Annotated in this window: 15 protein-coding genes and 2 pseudogenes; 4 read left to right on the forward strand and 13 right to left on the reverse strand. The window is 65.0% G+C overall.

The window, feature by feature from the left end; genetic code table 11:
• Both JSE7799_RS16150 and JSE7799_RS16155 read left to right on the forward strand, forming a co-directional pair.
• A partial coding sequence (locus JSE7799_RS16150; protein ID WP_144431765.1) for an IS1380 family transposase occupies window positions 1–727 on the forward strand: 727 nt, incomplete at its 5' end.
• A gap of 387 nt (window positions 728–1114) precedes the next feature.
• Window positions 1115–2127 (forward strand): annotated as a pseudogene (locus JSE7799_RS16155) (integrase core domain-containing protein).
• Window positions 2128–2344: 217 nt separating this feature from the next.
• On the opposite strand, the gene JSE7799_RS16160 reads toward JSE7799_RS16155, so the two are convergent.
• From JSE7799_RS16160 to JSE7799_RS16210, 11 genes are all read right to left on the reverse strand, one after another.
• Complete coding sequence (locus tag JSE7799_RS16160) at window positions 2345–3556, reverse strand: acyl-CoA dehydrogenase (protein ID WP_055664530.1); 1212 nt, start codon at window positions 3554–3556, stop codon at window positions 2345–2347.
• 1 nt (window position 3557) lies between these two features.
• A complete protein-coding gene (locus JSE7799_RS16165; RefSeq protein ID WP_083480643.1) occupies window positions 3558–5102 on the reverse strand; it encodes a class I adenylate-forming enzyme family protein in 1545 nt (514 codons plus the stop codon).
• Window positions 5099–5521 (reverse strand): PaaI family thioesterase, encoded by a 423-nt coding sequence (locus JSE7799_RS16170; protein WP_055664531.1) that lies wholly within the window; start codon window positions 5519–5521, stop codon window positions 5099–5101. The genes JSE7799_RS16165 and JSE7799_RS16170 overlap by 4 nt, the downstream gene beginning before the upstream one ends.
• Window positions 5518–6639 carry an acyl-CoA dehydrogenase family protein gene (locus tag JSE7799_RS16175; protein ID WP_055664532.1) on the reverse strand — a complete coding sequence of 374 codons (1122 nt, stop codon included), beginning with the start codon at window positions 6637–6639 and terminating at the stop codon, window positions 5518–5520. Before JSE7799_RS16175 ends, JSE7799_RS16170 begins: the two co-directional genes overlap by 4 nt.
• Window positions 6640–6642: 3 nt before the next feature.
• A complete protein-coding gene (locus JSE7799_RS16180) occupies window positions 6643–7839 on the reverse strand; it encodes an acyl-CoA dehydrogenase family protein (protein WP_055664533.1) in 1197 nt (398 codons plus the stop codon).
• A gap of 12 nt (window positions 7840–7851) precedes the next feature.
• Complete coding sequence (locus JSE7799_RS16185) at window positions 7852–9027, reverse strand: acetyl-CoA C-acyltransferase (protein ID WP_055664534.1); 1176 nt, start codon at window positions 9025–9027, stop codon at window positions 7852–7854.
• A complete protein-coding gene (locus JSE7799_RS16190) occupies window positions 9024–11090 on the reverse strand; it encodes a 3-hydroxyacyl-CoA dehydrogenase NAD-binding domain-containing protein (RefSeq protein WP_055664535.1) in 2067 nt (688 codons plus the stop codon). The genes JSE7799_RS16185 and JSE7799_RS16190 overlap by 4 nt, the downstream gene beginning before the upstream one ends.
• A gap of 42 nt (window positions 11091–11132) precedes the next feature.
• Entirely contained in the window at window positions 11133–11936 is an 804-nt protein-coding gene (locus tag JSE7799_RS16195; protein WP_144431766.1) for an IclR family transcriptional regulator, read from the reverse strand.
• 1 nt (window position 11937) lies between these two features.
• On the reverse strand, window positions 11938–13278 hold the full coding sequence (locus JSE7799_RS16200) for a TRAP transporter large permease (RefSeq protein ID WP_055664537.1): 1341 nt from the start codon (window positions 13276–13278) through the stop codon (window positions 11938–11940).
• 1 nt (window position 13279) lies between these two features.
• Complete coding sequence (locus JSE7799_RS16205; protein ID WP_055664538.1) at window positions 13280–13801, reverse strand: TRAP transporter small permease; 522 nt, start codon at window positions 13799–13801, stop codon at window positions 13280–13282.
• Window positions 13802–13867: 66 nt separating this feature from the next.
• Window positions 13868–14911 carry a C4-dicarboxylate TRAP transporter substrate-binding protein gene (locus JSE7799_RS16210; RefSeq protein WP_055664539.1) on the reverse strand — a complete coding sequence of 348 codons (1044 nt, stop codon included), beginning with the start codon at window positions 14909–14911 and terminating at the stop codon, window positions 13868–13870.
• A gap of 570 nt (window positions 14912–15481) precedes the next feature.
• Here JSE7799_RS16210 and JSE7799_RS21425 point away from each other — a divergent pair.
• Window positions 15482–15667: a hypothetical protein gene (locus tag JSE7799_RS21425; protein ID WP_222101792.1), complete on the forward strand. Its 186-nt coding sequence runs from the start codon at window positions 15482–15484 to the stop codon at window positions 15665–15667.
• 209 nt (window positions 15668–15876) lie between these two features.
• Entirely contained in the window at window positions 15877–16926 is a 1050-nt protein-coding gene (locus tag JSE7799_RS16215; RefSeq protein ID WP_245624920.1) for a fatty acid desaturase, read from the forward strand.
• A 637-nt stretch (window positions 16927–17563) separates the two neighbouring features.
• Here JSE7799_RS16215 and JSE7799_RS20680 read toward each other — a convergent pair.
• Both JSE7799_RS20680 and JSE7799_RS20090 read right to left on the reverse strand, forming a co-directional pair.
• Complete coding sequence (locus JSE7799_RS20680; RefSeq protein ID WP_222101793.1) at window positions 17564–17812, reverse strand: hypothetical protein; 249 nt, start codon at window positions 17810–17812, stop codon at window positions 17564–17566.
• A 492-nt stretch (window positions 17813–18304) separates the two neighbouring features.
• Window positions 18305–18476: pseudogene (locus tag JSE7799_RS20090) on the reverse strand (IS3 family transposase); the annotation flags it as partial.

Genomic DNA, 18476 nt, shown 5'->3' on the forward strand with positions numbered 1-18476 from the left:
CGAGAGCGCGGCCCATATCCGCCGGTTGATCCGGCAGATTGCCAGGCATTGGCCCGAGACAGAAATCCTGCTGCGAGCCGACAGCCACTACTGCACCCCGCAGGTTCTGGACCTGTGTGACAGGCTCGGGCTGCGCTATATCTTTGGTTTGTCAAAGAACGGCCGTCTGGCGCAGAACATCTCGGCTCTGGAAGCGTCGACGGCGGCGCGCTACGTCCGGACGCCGGGCCAGAAGCTGCGCCGGTTCAAAACCTTCTCCTACGCGGCTCGGTCGTGGTCGAAACCCCGCCGCGTCATCGCCCGCGTTGAGGTTGGCCTCATGGGGCAGGACACCCGCTACATCGTCACCAATCTCGAGGGCGGCCGCGGCAAGCATCTTTACGAGAAGCTCTATTCCGCTCGCGGCCAAGCCGAGAAACACATCAAGGCGTGGAAGGCCCACCTCGCAGCAGACCGGACGTCGTGCTCGAAAGCCAACGCCAATCAGATGCGTCTGATGCTGCACGGCTGCGCCTACTGGATTTGGTGGAAGCTCCGCGCGGCTTGCCCAAAACGTTCACCGTGGCGCCGCGCCCAGTTCGACACGCTGCGGCTGCATCTCGTCAAACTGGCCGCCACCATCGTCGAGAAGAAGACCCGGATCATCGTGACCCTGCCGGCTTCGTGTCCCCGAAAGGGACTTCTCCTCCTTCTCTTCGACGCCCTCGCCCCACCGAAAACAGCCTGACGCATGCGCCCCGACAAACCCAGAAACATCAACCCGTATCGCCCAAGACCCAAGTCACCGGCCGGCCTGCCAACCGGACGCAAACACCGGGTGCGCGCAAGAAAACCGAGACCGGGGAAACCATCCCACGGAGCACAAGTCCGCAGCTTCATGAATTATGCGGGTTAACAGGATCTTTGCTCTCTCCGCCTGGCGCATTGATTTGAAGAACACGATCAAGTGCACGGATCCTTAAGTTCAATGGGTGCAGGCTTCCTCCGCTGTACGTCGTACCGTGAGCGAGGGTGGCCTTAGATGTTCCGTTCCGGATGATCGCGTAGACCCTCGTCGCTCTGCGCTTTTCATGGCAAGATCGATCCTGCGTGAGGATTGAGACGAGGGGCGAGCGTGCTGATCTTTCTCCACAAGCAGGGGACGACGACACCGAAGATCAGGGCTGCGATCTAGGCCAGCACCGAGCCTGCGTGGATGGTGGCGGAGCGCTACGGCATCTCCGAGCAAACGGTCTGGAAGTGGCGGAACCGGGACAGCACCGAGGACCGAAGCCACACGCCACACCGTCTTCAGACGACGCTGACGCCGGCGCAGGAGGCTGTCGCCGTGTCCCTGCGCACGACCCTGCTGCTGCCGCTCGACGACTTGCTCGCCGTGGTGCGCGAGTTCCTGAACCCGAACGACTCGCGCTCCGGGCTCGACCACTGTCTGCGTCGGCATGGAGCGGGCTACCTGCGAGCGTTGAAGCCAAAAGAGCCGAAGCCTGCGCATAACCCCTTCAAGGCCTACGAGCCGGGCTACCTTTACGTAGACGTGAAATACCTGCCCCAGATGGTGGCACAGGAGCCGCCGCCGGTATCTGTTCGTCGCCATCCCTTGCCCGGCAGGGCATTGCGCAGCAATCTCCCGAGAGGGACCGCGCCACCCGCTGGGTCTTCGTGCGCATCTATCCAGCGAAGACTGCCGCCAATGCCCGTCGCTTCCTGCGCGACCTCGAACGTGCCGCGCCGATGCGGATCACCCGGGTGCTCACCGATAACGGCAAGGAGTTCAGGGATCGTCTGTTCGGCCTGCGTAGGCGTGCCGCCTCTGGCAACCACGACTTCGACCGTCTCTGTGCCGATCTCGGCATTGAGCACCGCTTGGCGCCACCAATGCGACCGCAAACGAATGGCATGGTCGCGCGTTTCAACGGACGGATCGAGGATGTCCTGCAGAGCCACCGCTTCCGTTCAGGCGAAGACCTTGAACAGACAATCCTGCGCTACGTCCGGCTCTACAACGGTCAGCTTCCGCAATCCGTGCTGAAAGGCCGAACGCCCATCGACGCGCTCAAGGGCTGGCATCGCGACAAGCCGGAGCTGTTCAAGAAGCAGCCCTATAACCACACGGGATGCGAAACATAGAAGAAACAGGTCGACGGAAACCTCGGTCGATGCACACCCTGTTGGAGGCATCGGAGAGAATAATTTGAACTCGTCTTAAGGCTCAAACGCGGCGTTTTGCCCAGCAACTGCCACGTAAGCAGCAATTTGAGAAAAAGCCGCCTGATCGACGCGTTCGGTCATATGGGGAAGGCGTGCCGAACCGCGTTTCCCGATCCGGCACGCTTTTTCTAAAGTATCAGAAGAACGCCTGCAGCCCCGTCTGCGCGCGCCCTAGGATCAGGGCGTGGATGTCGTGGGTGCCCTCGTAGGTGTTCACCGTCTCAAGGTTGATCATGTGGCGCATCACGCCGTATTCCTCGGAAATCCCGTTGCCGCCATGCATGTCGCGGGCGGTGCGGGCGATCTCCAGTGCTTTGCCGCAATTGTTGCGCTTCATCATGCTGATCAGTTCGGGAGCCGCGACCCCGTCGTCGATCATGCGCCCGAGACGCAGCGACCCCTGCAAACCGAGCGTGATCTCGGTCTGCATGTCGGCGAGCTTCTTCTGGTAGAGCTGCGTTCCTGCGAGGGGCTTGCCGAATTGCTTGCGGTCGAGGCCGTAGCTCCGCGCCAGATGCCAGCAGGCCTCGGCCGCTCCCATGGCGCCCCAGGAGATGCCGTATCGCGCCCGGTTGAGACAGCCGAAGGGTCCTTTAAGTCCCTGAACGTTCGGCAGGAGCGCATCCTCGCCGACTTCCACGTCTTCCATCACGATCTCGCCCGTCGTGGACGCGCGGAGCGAGAGCTTTCCGCCGATCTTGGGCGCGGAAAGCCCCTTCATCCCCTTTTCGAGGACGAAGCCGCGAATCTTGCCGTCATGCGCATCTGATTTCGCCCAGACAACGAAGACGTCGGCGAAGGGGGAGTTCGAGATCCACATCTTCGTGCCCGAGATCAGGTATCCGCCGTCGGTCTTGCGCGCGACGGACTTCATGCCCCCGGGATCGGAGCCGGCATCCGGCTCGGTCAGGCCGAAGCAGCCAATGAGTTCGCCGGACGCGAGGCCCGGCAGGTATTTCTCCCGCTGCGCCTGCGAGCCGTAGGCGTCGATGGGATACATCACCAGCGAGGATTGCACCGACATCATGGACCGGTAGCCCGAATCCACCCGCTCAACCTCGCGCGCGATGAGTCCGTAGGTCACGTAATTCGCGCCGAGCCCGCCCAGATCCTCGGGCACGGTGGAGCCCAGAAGCCCCGCTTGGCCCATCAGGGGGAACAGCTCGGGAGCGGCGGTCTCGTCGCGGTAGGCGCTTGCTACGCGCGGCTGCAGCACCTCGGTCGCGAACTGCCGTGCCGCATCGCGCAGCATCCGCTCATCCTCGGTAAGCTGCTGCTCCAGAAGCATCGGGTCGGCCCATTCGAAAGCGCCGAGTTCCGGGCCGTGGCCTATGGTGTCCTTGGGCATTTCAGCCTCCTTTCGCGTCATGGGCCGCGATTTCCGCGGCGAAGGTATCGAGTAATTTGTGTTTTAGGATTTTTCCGGTCGCCGCAGCGGGCAGCGCATCGACGACGAAGATGGCCGAGGGCCGTTTATATGCGGACAGCGAGGCGGCGACGAATTCCGCCAGAAGTGAGGTGTCCAGATCCGGGCGCGTCGCCTGAACGAAGGCCAGGATGTCTTCGTTCCCGTTGCGCGCACGGCCGATGACGGCGGATTGCACCACGTCGGAATGGCCGTTCAGGGCCGCCTCCACCTCGGGCGGATAGACGTTGAAGCCGGAGCGGATGATCAGCTCCTTCTTGCGCCCGACGACATGCAGGCGCCCCTCCGCATCGATGCGGCCGAGATCGCCGGTCGAGAGCCAGCCTTCGGCGTCGAGCGTCTCGGCGGTCAGGTCGGGCGCGCGGTAATAGCCCTTCATCACGTGCGGTCCCCGCGTCAGGATTTCGCCCACGCCCTCTGCGCTGGGATCGGCGATGCGGATTTCGCAGCCGGTGAGAGGGGGGCCGACTGACGTATCGGGGTCGCCGATCCGGTTGCGCGTTGCCGACACGCCGGCCGTGGTTTCGGTCATGCCGTAGCCATTTTGCAGCGGTAGGCCATAGAACGCCTCCGCCTTGCGCTTCCACGCCGGGTCGAGCGGGGCCGCGCCCGAAGAGACGTAGCGCAGCCGTGCATCGCGGAGGGTCTCGATCCCCTGCGCTTCGGTATGCGCCATGAGAACGGCGTGCATTTGCGGCACGGCGGGCAGGATGGTGACGCCGGCCTCGAGCGCGGAAAGGAGCCGGTCGGGCGCGAAACGTGCCTCAAGCTGCACCTCCGCACCGGCGACCGCGCCGGCTGTCAGCATTGAGGCGAGCCCGAAGACGTGGGTCAGCGGCAGCACGCCGTAGAGACGCTCATCCGGCCCCATTCCGCGAAGCTCGGCCGACGCGCGGCCGGCGAAGTTGAGGTTGCCGTGGGTCAGCATGACGCCTTTCGGCGCACCCGTCGTCCCCGTGGTGTAGAGGATCACGGCGGTGTCGTCGGCATCCTCGGGGCTCGCCTCGGTGTGGGAGGTCAGGCCGACGAGGCCGCATGCGGTCTGGTGCGTGTCGGCGCCCGCGGCATTCGCATGGGCCGCGGCGTCGGGCGAGGCAGCGAGGGTGTAGACCGTCGCGCGAGGTGTGGCGTGGGCGACGATCCGGGCAATTTCCGCCGGCTTCATCCGGGCGTTGACCGGCACCGCGCGCGCGCCGAGACGGCTGGTGGCGAAGTGGAACGCCGCGAGCGCCGCGCAATTCTCGGCAACGATCATCACCCGGTCGCCGTGGCCGACGCCCGCTTGCGACAGAAGGGACGCGGCCTCCTCGCTTGCCGCGCGGTAGCCGGCCCAGTCCAGGACGATGCCGGTGGAGTCGCGCATCGCCGGTGCGCCGGGCCGGGTTTCGGCGTGGCGGTCGAGATGGCTGTGGACGGGAGCGGCGGCGTCGCCGGGATGCGCGTGCCCGGTGGGGGGCTGGGTATTCATGCCGTCCGCTCCGTCGCCAGGGGCTTGAACACGCCGGTGCCGGTGGCGATCACGCGACCGTCTTCGGCGGTGAGGCGGCCCTCGATGAACTTCACCTTGCGCCCGCCGCCGGTGATCCAGCCCTCGGCGATCAGCCTGTCGCCGACGCGGCCAGAGGACAGGAAGTTGGTCGTCAGCGACAAGGTCACCATCGGATGTCGCCCCGTCGGATCAATGGCCAAAGAGCCGGTCGCGCCCATTGCGTTATCGAGAAGAACCGCCGCAAGCCCACCATGCAGCGCACCGTGCCGGTTCGTGTGCCGATCGTCCAGCGTCAGACGGCAGCGTGCCCGTCCGTCGCCGCCCGAGACGTCGAGCTCGTAGCCCAGCGTGCGCTGCGTGCCCGTCTCGTCGCGGATGATCCCGGTCGCCCCGTTCATGCCGCGCGCAACCGAGCGAACCGGCCCAGATGCCAGAGGGCGTCGCCGAACCGGTGTTCGACCATGGTCAGGCGGCGGGCGAAATGCGCCAGGTCGTATTCCTGCGTGATGCCGATGCCGCCATGCATCTGGATCGACTCCTCGACGACGAGCTTGGCGGTCGCGCCCACGAGCTGCTTTGCCGCCGAGACGTGCAGCTCCCGCGTGGTGGGATCGGCGTCGAGATGGCCGCAGAGGTTGATGACCGCCGAACGCGCCTGCTCGATCTCGATCAGGACATCGGCCATCCGGAAGGCCAGCGCCTGAAACTTGATGAGCGGCTGACCGAACTGCGTCCGCTGTTGCAGGTAGGTGACCGTGAGGTCGCGGATTCGCTCCATCAGGCCGAGCGCCTCGGCGCATTGGGCGGCCGACCCGCGCGCGACCGTCCGCTCGATCGCGGGCAGGGCGTCGCCCGCCTCGCCCAGAAGCGCGTCACCCGGCAGGCGCATCTCCTCCATCGCAAGCTCCGCGCCCCGGCCGCCGCCCGTCAGGGGGTAGTCGCGGATTTCCAGACCTTCCGTTCCTTTCGGCACGAGGAAGAGAGCGAGGCCCTCACGGTCGGAAACCGCGCCGGAGACTCGGGCGGAAAGGACGATCTGATCCGCCTCACCGCCATTCGTCACCACCGATTTCCGTCCGGTCAGCACCCAATCGTCTCCGTCGCGGGCGGCGTTCGTCGCCACCCGTTCCAGGTCGTATCGCGAGCCCGGCTCGGAATGGGCGAAGGCCATCTGCACCTCGCCTGCGATCACCTCGTCGAGCTGCTCGATCTGCGTGGCGGAGCCGAGTTCGGCGATCAGACGGCCGGCGAGGAGCGTCTCCAGAAGCGGCTCCGGCGCACCGGCGCGGCCCATTTCCTCGAACACCACCATGAGATCGAATCCGGCCCCGCCGAAGCCGCCCTGTTCTTCGGTGAAAAGCGCGCCGATCACACCCATTTCCGTCAGGGCCTGCCAGGTTTCGGCGCTCCAGGCGGTGTCACCGCGGGCGATGGCTTTGGTGTCGACCTTGTCGACGAGCATCCGCCGTAGGCCGTCCTGCAGCATCTGCCGCTCTTCGCTCAGATTGAAATCCATGCCTCAGGCTCCCAGCCGCATCTTCGCGATGATCTGTTTCTGAACCTCGTTCGATCCGCCGTAGATCGAGAGCTTCCGATTGTTGAAGTACCGCCCGGAGACCGGCGCGGCATAATCCGGGCCGACCGGCTCGACGTTCGAGCCCGCTTCGAGCGCCTCGCTGACGAAGGGCATCGCGTAGGGGCCGCAGGCGCGCCGGGTCAGGTCGTTTATCTCCTGCCGGATGACGGTGCCCTTCACCTTGAGCATCGAGCTTTCGACCCCGGGCGCGTTGCCGCCGGCGGCGGCCGAGACCACGCGCAGGTTCGTCGTCGCCATCGCCATGAGCTGGATCTCGAGCCGCGCGATTTCGGCGGCAAAGAGCGGGTCCTCGATCAGGGGCCGGCCGTTCTGATGTTCGAGCGCGGCGATCCGCTTGAGGTTTGCAAGCGCTTCGTTGGCGAAACCCACGCCCGCGATGTTGGTCCGCTCGTGCGTCAGGAGGTATTTGGCGATGGTCCAGCCCTGGTTCTCCTCGCCCACGAGGTTCTCGACCGGGACGCGCACGTCCTTGAACCAGACCTCGTTCACTTCGGCGCCACCATCGATGAGGTGGATCGGACGGACCTCGATACCGGGATCGTTCATGTCGATCAGCAGGAAGCTGATCCCCTCCTGCTTCTTGCCCTCCTTCGAGGTGCGCACGAGGCAGAAGATGTGGTCGGCATATTGTGCGAGCGTGGTCCAGGTCTTCTGGCCGTTGACGACGTAATGGTCGCCGTCCCGCTCGGCCGTCGTCTTGATCGCCGCGAGATCCGATCCCGCGCCCGGCTCGGAATAGCCCTGGCACCACCAATCGGTGCCGTTCAGGATCCGCGGAAGCCAGTGCGCCTTCTGCGCGTCGCTGCCGAACTTCATAAGGACCGGCCCCAGCATCATCACGCCGAAGGGTACGATCCGCGGCGCGTGGGCGCGCGTCGTTTCCTCCTCGAAGATGTGGCGCTCCACGGCATCCCAGCCCGCACCGCCATGTTCCTTCGGCCAATGTCCCGCGAGCCAGTTCCGCTCCTGCAGGATGGCGTGCCACTCCTCGTGGTCTTCCTTGGTGACGCGCTGTCCCAGACGCACCTTGTCGGCGAGCCGCTTTGGAAGGCGCGCCTCGAGGAAGCCGCGCAGATCGCGGCGGAAGGTCTCGTATTCTTCGGAATAGGTCAGATCCATGTCGTCCTCGGTTCAGAAGATTTCGAAAAGGCCGGCGGCGCCTTGGCCCCCGCCGATGCACATCGTGACGACGCCGAGTTTCGCCCCGCGCCGCCGTCCTTCGTGAAGCAGGTGTCCCGTCATGCGGGTGCCCGTCATGCCGAACGGATGCCCGACGGAGATCGAGCCGCCATCGACGTTCAGAAGGTCGTTCGGGATGCCCAGCCGGTCGCGGCAGTAGATGAGCTGCGAGGCGAAGGCCTCGTTCAGCTCCCACAGGTCCACCTCGTCGATGCCGATGCCCGCGCGCTCCAGAAGGCGCGGGACGGCGAAGACCGGCCCGATTCCCATCTCATCGGGCTCGCAGCCGGCGACGGCGAAGCCGCGGAACGCGCCGAGAGGCTCGAGGCCCTGACGCTCCGCCTCCGCCTCGTCCATCATCACGAGCGCGGCGGCCCCGTCCGAAAGCTGGCTGGCATTGCCCGCCGTGATGTATTTGTCCGCGCCCCGCACGGGGTCGAGCGATTGCAGTCCCTCCAGCGTCGTGCCCGGGCGGTTGCACTCGTCCTTGTCGATGGTCCAGCTCCGCTCCGCGGTCTCGCCCGTCGTCTTGTCCTTGACGCCCTGAACCACCTCCATCGGCGCAATTTCCGCGTCGAAGCGCCCGGCTTCCTGTGCGGCGGCGGTGCGTTTCTGGGATTGGAGCGCCAGTTCGTCCTGCGCCTCGCGGGAGATGCCATATCGTCCGGCCACGATGTCGGCGGTGTCGATCATGGGCATGTAGAGATCGGGCTTGTGCGCCATGATCCAGGCATTGGGGCTGTCGTCGGGCGGCGGCTGGACTTGGCTGATCGACTCGACCCCGCCGACGAGGACGGCCTTGGCGCCCTCGGCCGAGATCATGTGACCGCCCATGGCGATGGCCTGCAGACCGCTGGCGCAGAAGCGGTTGACGGTGGTGCCGGCGACGGTGACGGGCAGGCCGGCGCGGATCACCGCCTGACGCGCGATGTTGCGCCCCGTCGCGCCCTGTGGATAGCCGCACCCCCAGATCGAGTCCTCGATCAGGGCCGGGTCGATTCCGGAACGCGCGACGGCATGGGCCGCGGCATGTCCCGCCATGTCGACGCCGTGGGTCCGGTTGAACGCGCCGCGATGTGCCTTGCCGATGGGCGTGCGGGCGACGGATGCGATGACGGCACGGTTCATTGGTTCATCTCCCCAAAGGTGCGGCCGGTCTCGGACAACTCGTCGATCAGGGGCGCGGTGCGCCAGAACTCCGGATTCGCTTCGGCATAGGTCCGGATCCGGTCGCGGATCGTGCCGATGCCCGTCTGGTCGGCATACATCATCGGTCCGCCGCGCCAGCGCGGAAAGCCGTAGCCGAACAGCAGGACGGCATCGACGTCCATCGGGCGCTTGGCGATGCCTTCGCCGACCACGCGGGCGGCTTCGTTCACCATCGCGGCCATGTAGCGATTGCAGATTTCGTCGTCGCCGATGTCGCGCGGCGTGATGCCGTGCTTCGCGCGGACCTCGTCGATGATCGCCAGAACCTCCGGATCCTCCTGCGCGCCATCCTCGTAGACATAGTAACCCCGGCCGGTCTTGCGCCCGAGTCGCCCCATCTCGTTCAGGCGGTCGTCCCAGTCGGGATTGACGACGCCCGGCCGCGGCCCCTGCCGCTTGCGGGTCGCGTGGCCGATGTCGAGCCCGGCGAGATCGGCCACCTTGTATGGCCCCATCGCAAAGCCGAAACGCTCCAGCGCCGCGTCGATCTGGTAGGGCGACGCGCCCTGCAGGATCATCTCGTTCGCGGCGGCGCGGTAGTGGCTGAGAATCCGGTTGCCGATAAATCCGTCGCAGACCCCGGCGCGCACGGCGACTTTCTTCAGGCGCTTGCCTAAGGCAAAGCCCGTGGCAACGACGTCGGGCGCCGTATTGTCGGCGACCACGACTTCGAGAAGGCGCATGACATGGGCCGGCGAGAAGAAATGCAGGCCCAGAACGTCCGCCGGGCGGCTCGTCGTCGCCGCGATCTCGTTGATGTCGAGATATGACGTGTTCGTGGCCAGAATGGCACCGTCCTTCATGACCGCATCGAGCTGGCCGAAGACCTGCCGCTTCACGTTCATGGATTCAAAGACGGCCTCGATCACCAGATCGGCCTGAGACAGCGCCTGGTATTCGGTGGTGGTGGTGAGGTCGGCGCGGGCGCGGGCCTCGGCACTCATCTTGCCGCGGGCGACGGCGCCGTCGAGGTTCTTGGAGATGGTCGCATGCGCCTTTTCGGCCGCTTCCGGCGTGGTCTCCACCAGCGTGACCGGGATCCCTGCCAAGATGCAGGCGGTGGCGATGCCCGAGCCCATCGTGCCGCCGCCGATGATGCCGACGGTGTCGAGGGGGCGGGGCTCGACGTCCTTCAACTCCGGCAGGGACGAGACCCGTTTTTCGAGGAAGAAGGCGTGGATCAGCGCCTCGCGCTGCGGGCTTTCCATCAGCGTGTCGAAAAGCCGCCGCTCTTGGGTGAGGCCTTCGTCGAAGGGCAGGGCTGTCGCGCCAAACGCCGCTTCGGCCGCGCGGCGTTGCGAAATCTGACCGGGATGCCGCGCCTCGAGGAGTTGGTCCCATGTCGCGGCATCCTTGGTGGCGGGGGCCGCCGTCAGGTTTGAGGTCGGGCGCGCGGTGGCACCTTCCGCCAAAAGCTCCTGCGCATAGGTGAGGCCTGCAGCCCGTGCCTCCCCATCCGGGGCGATGCGATCGATCAGCCCGTATTCCGCCGCAATTTCTGGCGTCACGGGCTTGCCGCCGGTGATCATGTCGAGTGCGGCATCCATGCCGGCAAGGCGCGGAAGACGCTGCGTGCCGCCGGCGCCGGGCAGCAGCCCGAGCGTCACCTCCGGCAGGCCCAGCTTCGCGCCCGCCACGGCGACGCGGTAATGGCAGCCGAGCGCCACCTCCAGCCCGCCGCCCAGTGCCGCGCCGTGAATGGCGGCGACGACGGGCTTCGTGCTGCGTTCGATCCGCGCGATCACGTCGGGGAGATGCGGCTCCCTTCGCGGCTTGCCGAACTCGGAGATGTCGGCGCCGCCGATGAACAGGCGGCCGGCCCCGACCAGCACGGCGATCTTGGCGGCGCCGTCTTCTTCGAAACGATCGAAGGCGTCGACAAGGCCCGCGCGCACCGCGTGGCCCAGCGCGTTCACCGGCGGATTGTCCACGGTGATGACAGCGATGCTGCCGTCGGTCTCGTAGTGCACGGGATGGGTCATCTGCTTCCTCTTCTCGATCGTCAGTCTCGGAGCCTCGGGCGTTCAGCGCCGGAGCGGAACGGGGCCGAGCCCGAGCTTCGTTTGCAATTCGCACACGGCGGCGCGCAGGACGGGCCCGACCTCCTGCTCCATCCGGACGACGTTCAGGTCGTCGGGTAGCGCGCCGCAGGTGAAGACGACGGGCTCGGAGAGGTCGGGGGATTGGAACGGCGTCGACACCGCATGGATGTTCGGGGCGAAGTACTCGGCGGGCGGCGTGATGACGAAGCCGCGCAAGATCAGTTGGCCGAAGGCCTCCTGCCGGATGCGGTGCGCGAGTTCGAGCGTCAGATCCCGGTCGCCGCCGACTTCTTCCACGATCCGGGGCAGGGCGTCGTCCGGGAGGGCCGCGAGGTAGCACGCGCCCGAGGAGGAGCCGCGAAAGGGGACGCGGTGCCCGACATCCAGCCAGATCGAGGAGACGCCGTTCGGACGCCACACTTTCGTCAGGAGCAGCCGCTCCCGGTCGCGAACTCCCAAAAGCGCCATCGTGCGCGTCTCGTCGGCCAGACGCTGCATGATCGGGCCGGCAAGTTCGGCGAAACCGATCGAGGCGGCCGCGACGTTTCCCAGCGCAAGCAGCGCCGGGCCGGGCCGGTAGCGTTCGCCGTGACGCGCGTGGCTAAGATAGCCCAGCGCATGCAGCGTGTAGGTCAGGCGGGAGACGGTGCTTTTCGGCAGGCCCGTGCGCTCGGCGATTTCCGCGTTGCCGAGCCCGTCATCCGAGGGCCGGAACGCGCGCAGGACCGAGAGGCCCCGTGCGAGAGTCGTGGCGAAACGACGATCGGTTTCGGAGAAATCCTTCACGTCAGCGCACCGAATACGGAATGATCAGCGACAGGGCCGGCACCGCCATGATGATGATCAGAACCAGCAGGTCGATGGACAGGAACCGCAGAAGCCCTGAGAAGATGCGGTCGATCGGAACGCTCTTGCCGACGACGGACGAGATGACGAAGACGTTGAGGCCCACGGGCGGCGTGATCAGGCCGATCTCCAGAAGCTTGATGACCACCACGCCGAACCAGATCAGGTCGAGGCCGTAGGTCTCGATCACCGGCACCATGAGCGGCAGCGTCAGAACCATGATGCCGATCGGGTCGAGGAACATTCCGAGCAGCAGGTAGATCAGGGCGATCACGGCCATCAGGACGACAACGTTCGGCTCTGCCCCGGTGACGGCGCCGACAATCGTGGGCGCCACTCCGGTCAGGGCGATGAAGGCTACGAAAATTTTCGCCGCCGCCGCGATCAGGAAGATCGAGGTGGTCTGGATCGCGGTCTCGCGCAGTGCGCTCCAGAGGCCAGAGAAGGTCAGCTTGCGCTGCGCGAAGCCCGCCACCGTCACCAGCGCCACCGATATTGCGGCCGCTTCGGTTGCGGTGAAGATGCCGCCATAGATGCCGCCCACGATAACCACGAAGAGCGCCGCGGCAGGCCACGCGGCGAGCGCCGCGCCGCGCTTTTCGGCGAGGGTGATGGAGCCGGTGAAAGCCGGCGCGTCCTGCGGTTTCTGACGCACCCAGATCCAGATCACGAAGAGGAAGCCCGCGAGGCTCAGAAGGCCCGGCAGGACGCCAGCGAGGAACAAGGCCGAGATCGAGGTTTCCGTGAAGATGCCATAAATGATGAAAAGCACCGATGGCGGGATCAGCGACCCGAGTGTGCCACCGGCGGCGACCGACGCGGTGGCGAGGCGTTTGTCGTAGCCAAGCGACAGCATCTCTGGCGTGCAGATGCGGCCCATCGTCGATGCGCAGGCGATGGAGCTGCCGGAGATGGCCGAGAACCCGCCGCAGCCGACGACGCTCGCCATGGCCACGCCGCCGGGGATGCGCACCAGCCAGACCCGCGCTGCGTGATAGATCGCAGTCGTGATCTCGGCGCGGTAGGCGATGTGTCCCAAGAGCACGAAGAGCGGGATCATCGACAGGTCGTAGCTGTGGATCAGGTCGAAGAAGTTCGAGAAGACGAGGCTCGAGGTGGGACGGAACGCGCGGTCCGGCATGAAGGCGCCCGTGCGGAACGCGAAGATGCAGAACGCCCCGATCGCGGCCACGCCCGCGAGCGCGAAGGCGATGGGAACACGGATCGCGAGAAGGCCGATAACAGCCGCGAAGGCGATGATGCCGATCAGCGTGCCGTCCATATCAGGCGTCTTCCTGCATAAAGTTCGTCCCCGTCTCCAGATCGATCCGCTCGCCGCGCGCGAACGTGAGAATGTCCTGCGCGACCTGCACGAAGAGGCGCAGCCAGCAGGCCGCTAGGCCTAGCAGAAACAGGATCCGTCCCGGCCATTTCGGAAGGTTCAACTGGCCAAAGAAGAAGCTCCCGCTCTCGATCACGCTGTGCGCTTCCTTCCACCCCGCCCAGATCAGCGGCAACAGCGCGAGCAGCCCGACGATCCCGCCGAAGATGACGAGCGCGTCCTGCAGGCGTCTGGAGAAATGCTGGCTCAGCACTTCAACCACGATATTGGCGCGGGCGGCGACCGTCGCCGCGAGCGGCAGGACGATGGCCGCCACCATAAGTTCGGCGACCAAGACGACGGTGTCGGGGACGCCAGAATTGAAAAACGTGCGCAGAACCACGCTGACCGTGATCAGAAGGCCGAGCGCCACAATGGCGACAGCAGCCAAGTCCAGCAGGAAACGCTCGATCCAACGAAGCATGGAACCTCAACACTCGAACGGAAGGAGAAACCCGGCCCGCACCCGAAGGATGCGGGCCAGACCGCGTCAGCGCTCCCAGGGGTAGCCCTGGGCGTCGCGCTCCTGCGTGTATTCGTCGATGAGGCCGCGATACTCGGTCAGCATCGCCTCGCCGTCCATGCCCATGCCGGAGACGGTGTCCTTCCAGCTTTCGACATAGGTGGAGCCGGCCTCCACGAGCTTGGCGCGTTCCGCCTCGGGCAGCTCGACAACCTCGATGCCCTTGTCGCGCATCATCTGCACTGCCGCCTCGTTCTCGGTGGCGAGGATGCGGCCAAGCTCATCAGGGATGCGGCGGCCGGCTTCCATGAGCACGTCCTGCTGCTCCTGCGTCAGGCTATCGAAGATGTCCTTGTTCATGAACACGCCCAACGCGCCCACCTGGCCCCAGTCGAGCAGGGTGTAGCTGTCGATCACTTCCTGCCATTGCAGGGCCGGCACGACGTAGCTGTAGCCTTGGCTGCAATCGATCAGGCCGGAATCAAGGCCCTGATAGGCATCGTAGATCGACATGGAGACGAGGTTCGCGCCCTGGTCGGCGAAAGCCTGGCCATAGGCGCCGACGCCGCGGACCTTGAGGCCTGCGATGTCGTCGACGCTGTTGATCGTCGCGCCGACGCAACCGATATGGACGGCCGAGGTCGTGAAGGTGCCGATATAGACGAGGTTCTGGTTGGCCAGGTCCTGCTGGATCTGCGCGTTCGAACGCATCAGATCGTCCGTGGCTTTCATGCCGACCCACGGGTCGGGATTGTTGATTGGCAGGTCCGCGATGCCGTAGGCCGCCATCTCCTGCGGGAAATAAACCGCGATGATCGTGCCTGCATCGGCGACACCGTCGGCGAGAGCACTGCGTGCCGCGCCGGCTTTGAAAAGCGCACCGCCCCACTGCGTATCGAAGCTGAGGTCGCCGCCCGACAGTTCTTCAACCTGACCGGTGAAGAAGTTGATCGCGTCCGCACGGGCGCCGCGGTTCGGACCCGCTTCACCGAAATAAAGCGTCGTCTGCGCAGCCGCCGCACCGGCGGTGAGGGCAAGCGCGACCGCCGCCGAAGTCAAGAATTTCGTCATACTTCCTCCCTTGCTCCCACAATTCCGCATTGCAGAATTGTGTTCGAACAAATGGAATCTAACGCGCAGAGGGCGGTTTTGTAAATCGCCTGTCGACAGTAGATGTGGACGGCACTCTCAGGTCTGCGGGTTCGGTGCCGGTCTTGCCGCGACCCAATTCCCATCAATCCCTCGCACGTATATCGATACGGAGGCGGCAAACTGGCCCGCGGCGCCTATGAAGGGCTGGTTTCGTGCGGATCAGCCAGGCGGGACAGGCGGTCTTCCGCTTGAACGCGCCGTGGAGGCTCGTGACCCCCGCTCTCCGTGTTGCACGTGGTCCTCGTCGCTGAGGGACAGGTTCGAGCACATGTCCATGCCGAATGAGATCGGGTGGATCCGGTGTCTGCGCCACAATAGCTGCGCCGCACGTCGAAGAGCCTGGATATTCGTCATCGCTATTCCCTCGGCCTCGGCGGCGCGTCCGATGTTCGATTTTCGCCGAGGTGTTAGGGCGCGAAGCGAGACGTCGTCGCCGATGCTTCCTGGGCAGTTCATGAAAGTGGCGACGAAATCGCCGCACGTTCCGCAATGAACAGCAGCAGGGATCGTCCGAGGTCTCGGTTTTTCCGCGAGCACTGGAAGGCGTTGTCCGCGATCCAAGAGGAGATGGCGCTTTCGTCCGCCTCAACGGAAGGTGATTTGAACGGCGCCCATGGCGGGACGCAGTCGGATAAATCGTTCGCCGGAAACGGGAAAAACGCGCGCCGGGCGTGAGAGCGATCTTCGACTGGTCGCAATTTACCGCGCCAAAGCGCGTGCGTGCGGTGGTCCTCGCGCTGGTAAATACTATCTAAAGATGACGATACGCGGTTGCCGGCAAAATGCCGTGCCGGGCGTGTCCGGCTTGGTGCGCCTGCACCGGACCCGCAACCCTTACCTTGCCCGCCTTGGCGTGCTGTGCTCAACGGGCAGGATCCTCTCTGATGAAGAATAGCTATTCCATGACCGCTTCCAGTATCGCCGACACAAGCGCCGATGCGCGCCGTTGGGTTCCGATCCTCGCCCGCTACCGCGAGCCTTCCACCAGCCGCAGCTTGTTCGAGGTCGCCATCACATTGGCCGCATTCGTCCTTTTGTGGGCGCTGGGTTGGTGGGCCCTTTCGATCAGCCCGTGGCTCGCGGGCGGCATTGCCGTTTTGAACGCATTCATCCTCGTGCGGCTCTTCGTGATCCAGCACGATTGCGGCCACGGCGCGTTGTTCAGCAGCCGCAGGCTTGCCGACTGGACTGGCCGCGCACTCGGGGTTCTGACGGTGACGCCATACGACGTATGGCGCCGCATTCACGCCGAGCATCACGGCCATTCCGGCAATCTCGACCGCCGCGGCATGGGCGAGGTCCAGACCTTGACGGCGGCCGAATATCGCGCGCTGTCCCCGATGGGCCAGTTGCGCTACCGGATCTACCGGCATCCCGCCTTCCTGTTCGGCTTCGCACCGGCTTGGGTCTTCCTGCTGGAAAACCGCCTGCCGCTGGGGTTGATGCGGGCCGGGCGGGTCTACTGGATTAGCGCGATGGGAACCAATGTCGCCGTCGCGGCGCTTCTGGGGCTGATCTGGTATTTCGGCGGGTTGCTGCCGCTTCTGGTGCTGTTCTTGCCCACTACTGTGCTGGCGGCCACAATTGGTGTCTGGCTCTTCTACGTCCAGCACCAGTTCGAGGAGACGCATTTCGAGCACGAGCCGGAGTGGCAATTGCACGACGCTGCCCTTCACGGCAGTTCGCATTACGACCTGCCCGCGCCCCTCCATTGGCTGACCGCCAATATCGGATTGCACCACGTCCACCACCTCAACAGCCGAATTCCGTTCTACCGCCTGCCGGCGGTCTTGCGCGACCATCCGGAACTCGATCGGGCCGGGCAACGGCTGACCCTCCGCGAGAGCCTGCACTGTGTGCGACTGAAGCTGTGGGACGAGGAGCGCCGCAAGCTCGTCACTCTTGCTGATGGTTTGGCGCCGGCGGCAGCTTGAGCTAGGGGCACGGCGGGCTTGAAGCGAGATCCTTTGAAGATGGTATTGGCGGCGGTGCAGGGTCGTCGTGCACCCTCGCTGCGGTTGAGAGCGAGGCCGCGGCAGATGGCTTAATACAGGTTCCCGGTGCAGGATCAGAGGATATGCGGCATGACCGCGGTCAAAGAGCTTTGGTGGGAACCGTTCTGCGCAACGAGTTGCGCAGATATCAAGGTCAGACTTCTATCGCAAATTGGTGTCGCACGGTGAGATTGTCATCGCGTCCTGCGCAAGGTGCTGAGTTCCGTTGCACCCGCCAACGCCAGCGCGCCAGCCGTTGATTTTGACGAACGCCGATACGGGGCAGTTTTCTAAAAACCGTGAACCCGTTGTTCTCCATGAAGACGCATTCGCTTCGGCCCAGTACGTATCTTAAGCATCTGCAAGGTCGAGGCGCAGCGTGATGATGACGAGAAGGTTTAGGGCATACCTCTTTAGCTGCGCGTTTTGCTCGCACAGAGAATGTTGACAGTTTCCGGTTTTTCACAAGGTATTGCGGTGCCTTATAATTCCGCAGAGTTGGGTCTGGATAGGTTCTGCAGATGGGAGACACCGCTGAAGGCGAAGCCGAGGTCCGAAGAGGCTCACCATCGCCGCGTCAGTAGTTGCCCGGGACATCGCTCGCCGGGAATGACTCGTCGGACTCTTCGTCCACCATCGACCATTCGCGCGGAGGATTGGCCATCGACCCCGGGCCGGCGTTTCGCACCTGTCTTGCCTTGGCTTCCTCCATGCTGTCCGTTGCATTTGACCGGTGCCGCTCCCTCTGTGGCGAGCGAAGGAGCATTACTACAAGAAATCCCAGCGAAGCCGTTGCGATGATCAGAGCGAGGTCGTTGCGGGACATGTTCGGTTCTCCGAAGCTGAATGAATGTGAGGGAAGAACCGAATGAGCAGACAACGGTTCCTGCACGCGTGTTGACGTGTCGCCCTGTTTCTCCTCAGAGCTCCGGTTGGATCCGGACTAAAGCGAAGGGACTGGATATGAAGCGAAACAGGTTTAGCGAAGGACAGCTTGGCGGCCAATTGATCTACGCCCATTCGATGGACAGTTTCCGAGACAGTTCAGACCATTCTCCGCGCCTGCTGCTTGGTTTCGGTCTGGTTGAGGTGGACCACGGCGGGCGGCTGTCTCCCATTGGGCGGGTGGGGCCGCTGGTGATTGCAGACGGCGATCCATCGAGATTCGATCCGCTTCAGCCGCGGTGTTCGTCACGGTAGTTGTCGCCTGCACTCGTTTTCACGCTGCGTTCTCGGCTGGGCCGGCCATGGGGCCGCCGCCGCCAGCTTGATGGGGGAGCGCGTCGGCAGCCCCATGGCCTCTGCGCCCGGCATCGGGTCGCTCGGGGTTAAGCCAGACCGAGCCGATGGGCTGCCAGTCGCGGGTCTGACCTGACCAGCGTTCCGGGTGTACGGCGCGGGCCATCTGGTAGACGCGGTGGCGCTCTGCCAGCAGCGCCTTTTCCTCGCCACGATGGCGCTGGTCGGGTGTCACGAAGCGGATGGCGCTG

Source organism: Jannaschia seosinensis (assembly GCF_001408515.1).
Classification (GTDB): Bacteria; Pseudomonadota; Alphaproteobacteria; order Rhodobacterales; family Rhodobacteraceae; genus Jannaschia; species Jannaschia seosinensis.